The sequence below is a fragment of the Marinactinospora thermotolerans DSM 45154 genome, assembly GCF_900167435.1.
Lineage (GTDB): Bacteria > Actinomycetota > Actinomycetes > Streptosporangiales > Streptosporangiaceae > Marinactinospora > Marinactinospora thermotolerans.
In genome coordinates this window covers 22,394-35,161 of sequence record NZ_FUWS01000018.1, presented here as the reverse complement: position 1 = coordinate 35,161, position 12,768 = coordinate 22,394, and the positions used below count along the sequence as shown (strand labels likewise).

Here is a 12,768-nt window from a genome sequence, read left to right as displayed (position 1 = left end):
GCGCCGCACGGGCGGGACGCCCGTGCGGCGGGACCGGTCGTTGCGATGGGTGGTGGACGCCTAGGGGACCGTGGTGACCCCGTGCCGGGCCTTGTGGCGGGCGATGAGATCCCTGAACCAGTGGTAGCTGTCCTTGGGGACGCGCTCCAGGGTGTCGTAGTCGACCCGGATCAGGCCGAAACGCCGTTCGTAGCCGTAGGCCCACTCGAAGTTGTCCATGAGGGACCACACGAAGTGGCCCCGCACGTCCACCCCGGCCCGGATCGCCGCGGCGACGGCGTCGAGGTGGTCGCGGATGTAGTCGATGCGGTCGCTGTCGTGGACCCGGCCGTCGGCCTCCACCCGGTCGTCCTCGGCCGAACCGTTCTCGGTGATGTAGATGGGGGGCAGGCCCGGGTAACGACGGTGCAGGTCGACGAGCAGGTCGGTGAACGACGAGGGGACCACGGGCCAGTCCATGGTGGTGTGGCGGGCCTCGGCGAAACGCACCTCCTCGACTCCGATGTCGGTCGCCGTGCGCAGGGCGGGGTCGGCCTCCTGGTGCGGGGCGTCGCGCAGCATGACCGGCCGGTAGAAGTTGACGCCGAGGAAGTCGAGCGGCTGGGAGATGGTCTCCAGGTCCCCCTCCACCCGGTAGGAGCCGTCGGCGAGCCGCCCCCACGTCTCGGCCTCGTTGACGGGGTAACGGGCGTTGAACAGGGGGTCCAGCCAGACCCGGTTGTGCAGGGTCTCGGCCCGGTCCACGGCCGCGTGGTCGGCGGGGGAGTCGCTGGCCGGGACGAGCCGGTCCAGGTTGAGGGTGATGCCGACCTCGACCGGCCGGCCGTGGGCCTGGGCGGAGGCGCGCAGCTCCCGGACGGCCAGGCCGTGGGCGAGCAGGAGGTGGTGGGCCGTGGCCAGCGCCGGTGTCCCCTCCCGGGTTCCGGGGGCGTGGCGCCCCACGGCGTGGCCGACGAAGGAGGAGCAGAACGGCTCGTTCAGGGTGATCCAGCGCCGCACCCGGTCGCCGAGCCGGTCGGCGGTGGCCCGGGTGTAGGCGGCGAAGTGCTCGGCGGTCGGCCGGACCCGCCAGCCGCCCCGGTCCTCCAGCGCCTGTGGCAGGTCCCAGTGGTAGAGCGTGACGACGGGCTCGATGCCCGCCTCCAGCAGGGCGTCGACGAGCCGGTCGTAGAAGGCGAGCCCCTCGGGGTTGACGGGACCGTCGCCGCCGGGCACGACCCGCGGCCAGGCGACGGAGAACCGGTAGGCGTCCACGCCCAGCTCCCGCAGCAGCGCGACGTCCTCACGGTAACGGTGGTAGTGGTCGCAGGCGACGTCACCGGTCTCCCCCCGGGCCACCCTGCCGGGGATGCGGCAGTAGGTGTCCCAGATCGAGGGGCCGCGGCCGTCCTCCTTGACGGCCCCCTCGATCTGGTAGGAGGCGGTGGCCGTTCCGAAGAGGAAGTCGGCCGGCAGGTCGGGCAGGTCTGCTGTCATGTGTTGTCCTCGCTGTCTGTGCTGACTGGTACTGGGTCGGGGCCCGCGGTGCGGGGGAGGCGGCCCGGGTTCCGGTGCCGGGGCTACTTGATCGAGCCCCCGGAGATCCCGGCGGCCACGTACTTCTGCGCGACGACGAGCAGCACCGCCGCGGGGATCGAGGAGAGGGTCGCCACCGCCATCACCGCTCCCCAGTCGCCGACGTGGGCGCCGATGTACTCGTAGATGCCGAGCGTCACCGGCTTGACCGCGTCGGTGGTGTTGAGCGTCAGGGCGAACAGGAAGTCGCTCCAGGCGAACAGGAACGTGAACAGCCCGCCGGTGATCAGGGCGTTGCGGCTCATCGGCACGACGACGCGCAGCAGGGTGCGCATCCGCCCTGCCCCGTCGACCATCGCGGCCTCCACGACCTCGCCGGGGATGGAGACCATGAACGCGCGCAGCAGGACGATGGTGAAGGGGATGCCCAGGGAGGCGTCGGCGAGGATGAGACCGAGGTAGGAGTTGACCAGGTTCAGTTCGACGTAGGCGTTGTACAGGGCGTTGGCCACGACGATGCCGGGCACCATCTGGGTGATGAGGGTGCCGAAGACGACGGTGCGGGTGCCTGGGAGCCGGAAGCGGGCCAGCGCGTAGGCCGCCGGTGTGGCGACGACCAGGCACACCGCGACCGCGCCCAGCGCCACCAGCAGGCTGGTGAGCAGGTTGCCGGCCTGCGACTCCCAGGCGCGGCGGAAGTTCCCCAGGTCCAGGGTCCGCGGAAACCAGCTCAGCTCCGCCGCCGAGGTCCCCGGTTGCAGGGCCGTGTTGACCATCCAGTACAGCGGGAACAGCAGGATCACCAGGATCACGGTGCCCAGGACGAGGCTGCCCGCCCCGGCGCGGTCGATCCCGCGCGTTCCCCCGCGGCGCCGCCGCCCGGGCCGTGCCGCCGTGAGCGCGCTCATCTCCGCTCCTCCAGTCCGTCGCGGTTGGCCCGCAGGTAGATCACCGCGAAGACCATGCTGATGAGGATCAGGACGTTGCCGACGACGGCGCCCTGGCCGAAGTCCAGTTGCAGGAAGGACAGCTGGTAGGTGTAGGTGCCCAGCGTCTCGGTGGCGTGGGCCGGTCCCCCGTTGGTGAGGGCCAGGATCAGGTCGAGGATCTTGACGGTGGACATGAAGCCCAGGACCAGCACCACGGTCACCACCGGCTTCATCATCGGCAGGATGACGCCGAAGAAGGCGCGGAAGGGGCCGGCGCCGTCCAGCAGCGCCGCCTCGCGCACCTCGCGCGGGATCTCCTGGAGCCCGCCGTAGAGGATCACCATGTTGAACGGGATCCCGATCCAGATGTTGACCAGGATCACCGAGATCAGCGCGTGGTCGGGGCTGCTCAGCCAGGGGATGGCCGAGGAGACCACGCCCAGCCCCTGAAGGGCCTCGTTGACCACGCCGGTCTCCTGGTCGAGGACGCGCCGCCACACCGTTCCGGCCACCACCATGGGAATCAGCCAGGGCAGCAGGAGCAGCGAGCGCATGACGCCCGAGAGCGGGAAGCGCCGGGAGAAGAACAGGGCCAGCGCCATGCCGATGGTGAACTGTCCGACCAGCGACCCCACCGTGAACAGCAGGGTGTGCCACAGGGAGGAGGCGAACAGCTCGTCGGTGAGGACCGCCCACCAGTTCTCCAGGCCGGTGAAGGGGGCCTCTCCGGTGAAGTAGGTGGCGGGCGTGTAGTCCTGGAAGCTCATCACGACGTTGCGGACGAGCGGGTAGCCGAAGAAGACCAGCATGTAGAGCACGGCCGGGGCGACGAAGAGCCACTGGGCGAGCCGTCCGCGCCGTCCGGGTCCGGCCCCCACCCCCTGGGAGCGCTCCCGCACAGCAGGTGCCGATGTCCTGTTGACCATCATCGTCATGACCGGCTCCTCAGCTCCGACTCGACCTGGGCCTGGGCCCGGGCGAGCGCGTCGGCCGGGGAGGCCTCACCGGTCAGGGCCGCCTGAAGGGCGGTGCCGATCGCCTGGGAGTAGACGTTCCAGTCGGTCCCCACGTTCTGGGTGCGGCTGCGCGCGGTCTGCACCTGGTCGACGAAGGCCGCCAGCTGGGGCACCTCCTCGCGGTAGCGCTCGGCGGCCTCGGCGTCGACCGGGACATTGCTGCCCTTGGTGGACCAGTCCAGCTGCGCCTCGGGGGTGGTCAGACAGGCCACGAGGCGGGCGGCCAGCTCCTCGCGTTCGGGGTTCTCGCTGTTGCGGGGGATGGTGTAGGTCTCTCCCCCGATGGGCGCCACCGGCGTGGCACCGGCCTCGGGGACCGGGATCTCCACCACGGCCCACTCCAGGTCGGGGTGCTCCCGCAGGACCGGCATCTGCCAGGGGCCGTTGACCATCATCGCCGCGTTGCCCGCGATGAACTGGTCGTTGACGTCGGCCTGGGTCCAGTTCACCGCCGAGCGCGACGCCAGACCGTCGTCCAGCAGCGACGTGACGAACTCCAGCGCCTCCACCGCCTCGGGGGCGTCGAGGTCGCGCTCGTCGCCCCCGTTGGACCACAGCCAGGGCAGGAACTGATAGACCCCGTCCTCGGTGGCCAGGGCGCTGATCGCCAGTCCGTAACGGTCGCCCTCGGTCAGCGCCGCCGCCGTCTCACGCAACTCGGCCCAGGTCCGCGGCGGTTCCACCCCGGCCTCCGCCAGGATGTCGACGTTGTAGAACAGGCCCAGGGAGTTCACCGAGCGGGCGGCACCGTAGTAGACGCCCTCGTGGCTGCCGAAGGAGATCGCGCCCTCCGACAGCGTCGCGGTGGACAGCCCCAGCTCCTCCAGGGGTACCAGCCCTCCCGTCTCGGCGAACTGCGGCAGGTCGGAACCGTCGATGATGAGCACGTCGGGCAGCGACCCCGAGGAGGCCATGCGCAACGCCTTGGGGACCAACTGGTCGGCGGGGACGCTGAGCTGCTGCACCTGGACGCCGTTCTCGGCGCCGCACCGGTCCATGACCTCCTGGTCCCAGGAGTGGTAGGGCTCGTCGGTGCCGGAATTCATGATCGTGTAGACGCCGGGATCGCGCTCGGCCGCGCATCCCGTCGCGAGGAGGGTGAGCGCCACCGTCGCCGCCGTGAGAGGTAAGGCGGGGGGTGGCCGGTGGGGTAGGAGTCTCATGGTGGGTCTCCGTCATCGAACCGGGCGGGCGGCCGGAAGGCCACCCGCCCACCGGGACAGGGGGCGGCGGATCGTGGGAGAGCTGGATCGAGAAACGGGAAAAGGGGTCAGGGAGCCGGCGCGACCGTGCCACCCCGGATGAGGCGGGGCGGGATCAGTTCGCGTCCGGCGGTGGGCCGGGAGGCCGCCGGGTCGGCGGCCAGCTCGACGGCCAGACGGGTCACGGCCACCGACATCTCCCGGACGGGCAGCTCGACACGGGTGGCGTCGATCCCACCGAGGTCCTCGGGGAAGTTGCCGACGGCCACGAGCGAGACGTCGCGGGGAACCTGGATCCCCCACGCCGCCAGGTGACGCAGGATGCCGGGGATCGCCGCCGGATGCTGGACGGCCAGCGCCGTGGGCGGATCCTCGGCGTCGAACAGCGCGTCCAGCCGGCGCAGCAGCTCGGCGGGATCGCTGCTGGAGGGGCACACCGGGACCGGCACGCCGAGCTCGGCGGAGGCCCGGCGCACACCGTCGATGCCGCGCACCGAATAGCTGCGACGGTCACGGATGTCCTCCTCGACCGTCGCGAGGTAGTGGATGTCACGGTGCCCCGCCTCATACAGCGCGCGCACCGAGACCGCGGCCGCCTCCTCCCAGTCGAGGTCGGCCCACGCGACGGCGGACTCCTCGGCGGGACGGCCCAGGACCGCCACCGGGAAATCGAGCTCCCGCATGGCGTCGATGCGGGGGTCCTCCATCTCGACCCCCATGAGCACGGCGGCGTCGGCGAGCCTGCTGCGGGCGACCCGCTCCAGGCCGGCCCCGCCCGGACCGGCGTCGCGGCCGGTGATGAGCAGGACGTCGTAACCGTGCTCCCCCGCGGCCTCGCTGAGGCCGTACATGAACCGCCCGCCCACCGGGAGATACCCCCGGGAGGAGGACAGGGGCAGCGCCAGGGCGATGACGTTGGTCCGGGTGCTGCGCAGCGAACGCGCTCCGGCGTTGGGGTGGTAGCCGAGACGTTCGATGGCGGCGCGGACGGCCTCGCGGGTCTCCTCCGAGATCTTCCGGGAGCCGCTGAGCACGTAGGAAACCGTGCTCGGCGCCACCCCGGCGGCCCGGGCGACGTCCTTGATGGTGGCCATGGCTCCGCCTCCCCCTTGTCGAATCGATTCGACTCGATGCCGAGTTACGGCGTCGAATCGATTCACCATTGCGACGCATGTTAAGAACGGGTTTCCGCGCGGTCAATCCCCTCGCGGGCACGAGTTCGCTCCGGGTCCCCTCCGAACCCCTCCACTCGGCGGGCGCATACCCTGGAGGACGCCATGACCACCACCACCTCGACCCCCGCCCGCGGCGGGCAGCGCAGCGTTCTCGCCGAACACCAGTGGCGGCCCCTGGAGGAACGCCACCACGAGCGCGCGGACGCGCTGCTGGCGGGCCACCTCGACCGGCGCCGACGCGGCGTCGCCCACCCGGTCGAGGACTTCCTCTTCACCTACTACAGCCACAAGCCCGCGCACCTGCGCCGCTGGCACCCGGGACCCGGCGTCGTACTGCTGGGCGACGGCGCCCGCGACCGCCTCGACGGGCGCTGGTACCGCGAGGCCCCCGGCGGGGGAGTCGAACTCGACGTCGCCGCGTTCCGCGCCGCGCGGGCCACCCCGCTGCGGTTCGTCACCTCACTCCTGCGCGCGATCGACCGCCGCCCCGCCAACTTCGGCTGCTTCGGCCTGCACGAGTGGGCCATGGTCTACCGGCTCCCGCCCGAACAGGTACGGCACTCCGCCGTGCCGCTGCGCCTGGGGCCCGAGGGCACCGACCGCGTCGTCGAGGAGCACCGCATCCGCTGCTCCCACTTCGACGCCTTCCGCTTCTTCACCCCCGAGGCGCGGCCCCTCAACCAGCTGCACCCCACCCGCGACAGCCAGGTCGAACTGGACCAGCCGGGGTGCCTGCACGCCACCATGGACTACTACAAGTGGGCCTACAAGCTCGCCCCTGCGGTGCCGGGCGACCTCGTCCTGGACTGCTTCGAACTGGCCCGCGACGTGCGCGAACTCGACATGCGCGCCTCGCCCTACGACCTGTCCGCGCACGGCTACACCCCCGTCGCCATCGAGACACCCGAGGGCAAGGCCGAATACGTCACGGCGCAACGCTCATTCGCCGAACGCGGCGCCGCGCTACGCGCCCGGCTCCTCCAGATCTGCGAGACCCTGAACACGGCACCCGACCGGGACTGAGGCGTGCCGGGATCCCTCCAGGGATGATCAGCGGTTCGAGCCCCACCGCAACGATCGCGCGAACCTGTTGCTATCCCTCCAGGGATGATCAGCGACCGGCGGCCAGGCCGTCCAGCCAGGGGGAGGTGACGTTGCTATCCCTCCAAGGATGATCAGCAGCCAGTCCCGGCCGCTACACCCTGACCCCCATCACCGTGTTGCTATCCCTCCAGGGATGATCAGCGGCACCTGCCTGCGGCCCAGTGGGTGATCCACCCGGTGTTGCTATCCCTCCAGGGATGATCAGCGACTCGTGCCGTCCCTGAATGTCGGGGAGCCAGCCCAGTTGCTATCCCTCCAGGGATGATCAGCGGCCCGAGAGTAAAGTCCCAGGTCAGAGCCGCCTCGATGGTCACTTGGAGACCCATTTTCGCAGCGATCCGCCGGTAGTGCATCAGTGCAGGTGGAAGCGTTACGGTTCAGTCTTCCTCTCGCGATGTCGGCCCTCGCTCTCGACGAGAGCGCGCCGGCCGCGGACACCCCCGTCCCTCCCGGCGGGAGGCCCTCCGTCACCCGGCCGGGAGAGGCGTTGCGGAGCGGCATCGGAGGCGGCGGCCCCTGCTCCGGCGCGTCCGCGCGCTCAAAGGCGTCATCGCACCGTCCGGCCGGGCGAGGCCCTCGTCCGGACGGCCGTTCGGCGTCGTCGTTCACCGCTCGACGTCAGCGCTCACCGCGCCGGCCGGCGTCGCGTCCCCCCACCCCGCGGGGATGCGCTCCAGCACGCCGCCGCGGAACACGTCGTAGAGCCCGAGCGGCTCCAGGTGGACGTAGCCGATGTGGCAGTCGCACAGGGCCGCCGGGCACGATCGTGGGCGCAGCGCGGCGCGGAACGAGCCGTCGTAGAGGTTGCCCAGCTCCGTGGGGACGAAGTGGCAGCGGCGCACCCGCCCCTCGCCGTCCACCGACACGACGCTCTCCCCCGTCCGGCAGGGCAGGCCGCGCGATGCGTGGGCGTGCCTGCTGTGGTGGAACAGCGGGTCGATCCCCTGCCAGTCGGCGGCCTCGGCGTCGCTGTAGGCGTGGCCCTCGGCCGCGTTCACCCACACATAGACCTCGCCCGGCAGCTCGGCGCGCAGCCGGCGCGCGGCCTCCAGGTGCTCCGGCAGGCCCACGACGCCGACGCTGAAGCGGACCCCCAGGTCCAGCAGCTCCCGGCACTTGCCGAGGAACCGGTCGTGGGCGACCTGGCCGGGGTGGTAGGTGGTCCACAGCGCGGCCGTGGACCGGTCGCAGTCGGCCAGCCAGCCGGTGCGCCCGCTCAGGTTGGTCTGGATGGCCACCCGTTCCACGTGCGGCAGGTGGCTGAGGTCGACGATGGCGCGCCGGTACCACGACCGCACCAGCCCCTCGCCCCAGGGGGTGAACAGGACCGAGATGCGCGTGCCCGGCGCCGCGCGGCCCTGGTCGGCGACCCAGGCGGTGAAGCGTTCCAGCGCGGCCCGGTCGGCGCGCAACCGCTCCGGGGAGTCGCGCCGCTTGGCGAAGGGACAGTAGGGGCAGTCGTAGTCGCAGCTGGCCAACGGGCCGCGGTACAGGATCGTCAGGTGCTCGGGCAGGCTCATCGCGCGTCGTACCCCGCCATCGACGCGGTGACCCGCGGGGAGAAGAACAGGGGGCCGATCGCGTCGGAGTGGGCCAGTCCCTCGGCCGTGAGGAGCGGGCGCTCCCCCTCCGCGTCGGAGCCCGGGACCAGCCAGCCGCGCGCCGCCAGCTCCGCGAACTCCGCGGGGAAGTCCGCGGCGGGGTGGGAGGCGAACCTGTCGCGGTACAGGTCCGGGTCGACGCCTTCGGCGCGCAGCAGCGACTGGAGCAGGTGCCTGCGCCGGCGTTCCCCCTCGTCCAGCCGGAACCCGACCTCGGCCCGTTCGAACCCGGCGCGGTCCCGGGCGGTGTAGTCGGCCAGGATCGCCCGCACCGCGCCGACCCCCACCGCGTAGTCGAACGAGTAGTGCAGGTCCGCGGTGTAGGAGCGGGCGCCACAGCCCAGCCCCACCATCCCGTCGCTCTGGCAGCAGTAGTCGGGCCCCTGCGCGCGCGGCGCGTCCCCACGTTCGAACATCCGCATCGACACCTGGCGGTAGCCGTTGTCGAGCAGGTGGTCGCGCCCCTGCCGGTACAGGCTCAACCGGTGGTCGTCCCAGTCGCGGGCGCGACGGCCCAGGCCCGTCAGCGGCCGGACGTAGAGGGGGTAGAGGTAGAGCTCCTCGGGCTCGCGCTCCAGGGCCGTGTCCAGGGAGTAGCGCCAGGTCCGCGGGGTCTGGCCGTCGATGCCGTAGATGAGGTCGATGTTGAGCGCGGCGTCGGTGCGCGCGCGGATCGCGTCCAGGGCCCGGTCGACCTCGGCGCGGCGTTGGGGCCGCCCCGCCGCGTGGGCCTCGGCGTCGATGAAGCTCTGCACGCCGATGCTGACGCGGGACACGCCGTGCTCGGCGAGCACGTCGAGCCGGTCGGGGGTGGCCGTCGCGGGCGAGGTCTCCACCGAGGTGGGGATCGCCGCGAGGTCCGCGCCGAGCACCCGCCCGGCGATGTCGTACAGGCGGGCCAGCTCGTCGGCCGTCAGGTAGGTCGGCGTGCCGCCGCCCAGCGCGCCGCGCGCGTAGCGGGCGCCCGGGATCGCCTCGGCCACCGCCTCGGCCTGGCGTTCCAGGGCGTCGAGGTAGGCGGCGACCTGTTCGGCGGGCGGGGTGGAGCGGGTGAACAGGTTGCAGAACCCGCAGCGCATCTCGCAGAAGGGGACGTGCAGGTACAGCGAGAGCGCGTCGCGGGGCTCACCCGCCCACACCTCCCTCAGCCGCGGCCGGTCGGGCAGTGGCCGGTAGGCGGTCTTGTGCGGATAGGCGTAGACGTAGGAGCGGTAGGGGGAGTCCTCCCCGGGCTCGGAGGGGGCGAGGGGGGTGATGTCGAGCGAGGTCACGGGGCGGGGTCCTCCAGGGGGCGGTGGGGCAGCGTGAACTCGGCGTAGGGGACCGTCCAGACCGTCTCGTGGCCGATCCGGTGACCGGTGTGGCCGTCCTCGCCGTAGGCGGTGCCGTGGTCGGAGCACACGATGGCGAAGCAGTCTCGGCGCGAGGCCGCCGCGGCGAACAGCCGGGGGATGTGCCGGTCGACGTACTCCAGCGCCGCGGCGTGACTGGCCGGGGTGTCCCCGTCCGCCGCGGTCGCGCCGGGCAGGTGGAACCAGTTGGGCTGGTGCAGGGCCGCGACGTTGACCAGCAGGAACAGCCTGCGCTGAGCGGGGAGCGCGGTGACGACCTCCGCGGCGCGCGCCACCTGGTGCTCGAAGGAGCGCGGGTCGGCCACGCCGAAGGAGGGCTCCCAGTGGCTCTCGGCGAACATGTCCGGCAGCACCGAGCCCAGTGGGGAACGGCGGTTGAAGAAGCCCGTCCCGCCCACGCAGGCGGTGTGGTAGCCGGCCGCGGCCAGGCCCGAGACCAGGTCGGGGGCGTCGAACACCCAGGTGCGCTCCCCCGTGGTGGCGCTGCCGGGGAAGGCCGCGGCGAACAGGCGCGGGTGCGGGCCGGGAGCGGCCGGCGTGGGCAGGAACCCGGCCAGCATCGCCTGGTGGGAGGCGTAGGTGAAGCTCGCCGGGGCGTGCCGCCGCTCCCACCCCCCGCCGGGCAGCACCCTCGACAGGTTGGGGGTGCGCCCCTCCTCGGCCAGCCGTTGGGCCACGTCGTAGCGGAGCGTGTCCAACGTGACGAGCAGGATGTCGTGGGTGCCGACGATCGCGTTCATGTCGACGCTCGGCGTCACACCGGGCATGTCGCCTCCATCCGTTGCAGCGCGCGCACCTGCTCGGCGTAGGTGTCGCGGCCCTCGTGCAGCACCCCGGGCAGCAGGTCGCCGAAGGCGTTGACCTCGCACACCGCGAAGGACCGCAGCGACGGCGCCACCAGCAGGTCCACGCCGGCGTGCAGGGTGCCCGGAAAACACGCGGCGGCCCGCTCGGCCACCGCCATCGCCCGCGCCCAGGCGTCCTCGCCCATCCGGGCGCGCAACGCGGTCAGGTCGCCCCGCGCGTTGCCCAGGTGCAGGTTGGTCATCGGGGAGCGCGACGCGCGGGCCACCACGTGGGTGGCCCGGCCCGCCACCACCAGCACCCGCAGGTCCACCGCGCGGCCCTGGTGGACGACCTTGGGCAGCCGGCGTTCGACGTGCACGCGCTCGGCGCACAGCGCGTCGACGAGTGTCGCGACGTCGGCCTCGGACTCGTAGGTGCGGATCACCAGGCTGTTGTACAGCTCCACCCCCGCCGCGGTGCGGACGAGGTCGGCGGAGGTGTCGGCGCGCACCCGGTCGCGTCCCGCCGTCAGGGCCACCACCCCCGACGCGGAGGAGCCGTGGGCGGGTTTGACGAACACCCGGCCCCACCCGCGCCGGGCCATGCCGGCGCGCAGGGCGGCGTAGTCCTCGACGGGACCGTCGAGCGCCGGCGGCACGGGGACGCCCGCGGCGGTGAGCAGCGCGTGGCAGCGCCGCTTGTCGGACATGGTGACGAGGTCGGCCGGGTCCTGGACCAGCCGGGCGCCGGGGGTGGCCGCCACCTCCGCGGCCAGCCGGTCCAGCGCGGCGCGAAAACCCGCGTGGAAGGCCGCCGACCCCTCGACGCGGTACAGGTCGGGCGGGTGCGGCAGGCCGCGCAGCAGCCGCGCCGTCTCGGGGTCCTCGCCCGGCGAGTCGACCCGCACCAGCGCTCCCGGCGGGACCTTCACCTCTCCGGCCGCCAGCCCCCGCCACGGCAGCACCACGGGGTCGGGGCGGCCCGCGGCGCGCAGCGCGGCGGTGAACAGGGCGAGCCGGCGCCCGCCGGGGACCGCGACCACCGCGACCGGGCGGGGCCGCGCAGAGGTCATTCGGTGACCTCCGGGTAGTAGTGGACCTGGCCGTCGTAGACGTCGGGCTGCTCGCGCTCGCTCAGGTCGATCTCGACCCCCGCCGCGGTGAACGCCTCCCGCAGCCTGTCCTCCATCTCCTCGGACAGGAAGTGGTGGTGCAGGTCGAGCCGGCGCAGTCCGCGGAAGACCGGCGCCTCCAGCAGGACGCGACCCCCGGTGTCGGTGAGCGTGCCCAGGGACAGGTCGAGGTCGGGCACCCGGCCGGTGACGGCCGCGTCGGCCAGCCGCGCCACCAGCTCGTCGGTCCACTCCGCGTTGCGCAGGCCCAGCCGCGACAGGCGGGGGAACGGCTCGGCGTCGAGCAGCGGGGCGAGGTCGGCGACGGTGCTGCTGCCGCCGTAGTACTCCGACCCGAACCACATCTCCAGGTGTTCCAGGGCCGGCAGGTCCGACCCCAGCACGCCCCGGACCACCTCGGCGGGCAGGCCGCCGGTCTGGAACACCAGGCTGCGCAGCTCGCCGTGGCGCGTGGCCGGGAACTCCAGGCTGGTGCTGCCGCGCACGACCAGTTCGCGCAGTCCGGGAAAGGCCGCGAGGAGCGGCGTGACGTCGGTCTGCTCGATCCAGGAGATCTCGGTCAGCTCCATGGTGAACTCGCCGAAGAACAGCGCCCGCAGCGCCGGGAAGCGCGCGGCGTGCTCGACCAGCAGGTCGCGGGGGACGCTCCCGGAGTCCTCGTACCCCTCCCCCCACGTGCCGATCACCAGCGCGGTGACCCTGGTGGTGTCCACGACCTCCAGGAAACGGGCGAAGTGCAAGGGGAATTTGGGATACCGGTCGTCCCACGGGTCGACGTCCAGGCGCCAGGCGACCGCGCCCGGATCCGCGACGGCCTCGGGCAGCGGTCCGTCCGGTGGGAGGTCGACCACCGGCAGGCCCCCGAACTCGGTGATCTTGTCGTAGATGTCCATGCGCCGCTCCTGGATCGCGAAATGTCCGGCCCGAGAAGACATATCAGTGGCACACGACATCTC

The 12,768-nt window shown here is 72.5% G+C and carries 11 protein-coding genes and 1 CRISPR repeat array; of the genes, 1 reads left to right on the top strand and 10 read right to left on the bottom strand.

Features of this window, described 5'->3' with window-relative positions; genetic code table 11:
- Positions 1 to 60 precede the first annotated feature (60 nt).
- The 5 genes from B5D66_RS23495 to B5D66_RS23475 all read right to left on the bottom strand — a co-directional run bounded on the left by B5D66_RS23495 (position 61) and on the right by B5D66_RS23475 (position 5,756).
- Positions 61 to 1,476 (bottom strand): GH1 family beta-glucosidase, encoded by a 1,416-nt coding sequence (locus tag B5D66_RS23495; protein WP_078764002.1) that lies wholly within the window; start codon positions 1,474 to 1,476, stop codon positions 61 to 63.
- Positions 1,477 to 1,559: 83 nt separating this feature from the next.
- Positions 1,560 to 2,423 (bottom strand): carbohydrate ABC transporter permease, encoded by an 864-nt coding sequence (locus tag B5D66_RS23490; RefSeq protein WP_078764001.1) that lies wholly within the window; start codon positions 2,421 to 2,423, stop codon positions 1,560 to 1,562.
- Complete coding sequence (locus B5D66_RS23485; RefSeq protein WP_235001194.1) at positions 2,420 to 3,253, bottom strand: carbohydrate ABC transporter permease; 834 nt, start codon at positions 3,251 to 3,253, stop codon at positions 2,420 to 2,422. Before B5D66_RS23485 ends, B5D66_RS23490 begins: the two co-directional genes overlap by 4 nt.
- A gap of 122 nt (positions 3,254 to 3,375) precedes the next feature.
- Positions 3,376 to 4,623: a sugar ABC transporter substrate-binding protein gene (locus B5D66_RS23480; protein WP_078763999.1), complete on the bottom strand. Its 1,248-nt coding sequence runs from the start codon at positions 4,621 to 4,623 to the stop codon at positions 3,376 to 3,378.
- A 107-nt stretch (positions 4,624 to 4,730) separates the two neighbouring features.
- Positions 4,731 to 5,756 carry a LacI family DNA-binding transcriptional regulator gene (locus tag B5D66_RS23475; protein ID WP_078763998.1) on the bottom strand — a complete coding sequence of 342 codons (1,026 nt, stop codon included), beginning with the start codon at positions 5,754 to 5,756 and terminating at the stop codon, positions 4,731 to 4,733.
- A 183-nt stretch (positions 5,757 to 5,939) separates the two neighbouring features.
- Between B5D66_RS23475 and B5D66_RS23470 the strand changes: the two genes are divergently transcribed.
- Positions 5,940 to 6,860 (top strand): 3-methyladenine DNA glycosylase, encoded by a 921-nt coding sequence (locus B5D66_RS23470; RefSeq protein WP_078763997.1) that lies wholly within the window; start codon positions 5,940 to 5,942, stop codon positions 6,858 to 6,860.
- A 5-nt stretch (positions 6,861 to 6,865) separates the two neighbouring features.
- Positions 6,866 to 7,212: a CRISPR direct-repeat array (repeat unit 28 nt; unit sequence GTTGCTATCCCTCCAGGGATGATCAGCG).
- A 334-nt stretch (positions 7,213 to 7,546) separates the two neighbouring features.
- On the opposite strand, the gene B5D66_RS23465 is transcribed toward B5D66_RS23470, so the two are convergent.
- Genes B5D66_RS23465 through B5D66_RS23445 form a run of 5 tightly spaced genes read right to left on the bottom strand, consistent with a single transcriptional unit; the run spans position 7,547 to position 12,705 of the window.
- On the bottom strand, positions 7,547 to 8,461 hold the full coding sequence (locus B5D66_RS23465; protein ID WP_078763996.1) for an STM4011 family radical SAM protein: 915 nt from the start codon (positions 8,459 to 8,461) through the stop codon (positions 7,547 to 7,549).
- Positions 8,458 to 9,813 (bottom strand): STM4012 family radical SAM protein, encoded by a 1,356-nt coding sequence (locus B5D66_RS23460; protein ID WP_078763995.1) that lies wholly within the window; start codon positions 9,811 to 9,813, stop codon positions 8,458 to 8,460. Before B5D66_RS23460 ends, B5D66_RS23465 begins: the two co-directional genes overlap by 4 nt.
- Complete coding sequence (locus tag B5D66_RS23455; RefSeq protein ID WP_432936533.1) at positions 9,810 to 10,661, bottom strand: STM4013/SEN3800 family hydrolase; 852 nt, start codon at positions 10,659 to 10,661, stop codon at positions 9,810 to 9,812. The genes B5D66_RS23460 and B5D66_RS23455 overlap by 4 nt, the downstream gene beginning before the upstream one ends.
- Positions 10,649 to 11,752 carry an STM4014 family protein gene (locus B5D66_RS23450; RefSeq protein WP_078763994.1) on the bottom strand — a complete coding sequence of 368 codons (1,104 nt, stop codon included), beginning with the start codon at positions 11,750 to 11,752 and terminating at the stop codon, positions 10,649 to 10,651. Before B5D66_RS23450 ends, B5D66_RS23455 begins: the two co-directional genes overlap by 13 nt.
- Positions 11,749 to 12,705: an STM4015 family protein gene (locus tag B5D66_RS23445; protein WP_078763993.1), complete on the bottom strand. Its 957-nt coding sequence runs from the start codon at positions 12,703 to 12,705 to the stop codon at positions 11,749 to 11,751. The genes B5D66_RS23450 and B5D66_RS23445 overlap by 4 nt, the downstream gene beginning before the upstream one ends.
- Positions 12,706 to 12,768 lie beyond the last annotated feature (63 nt).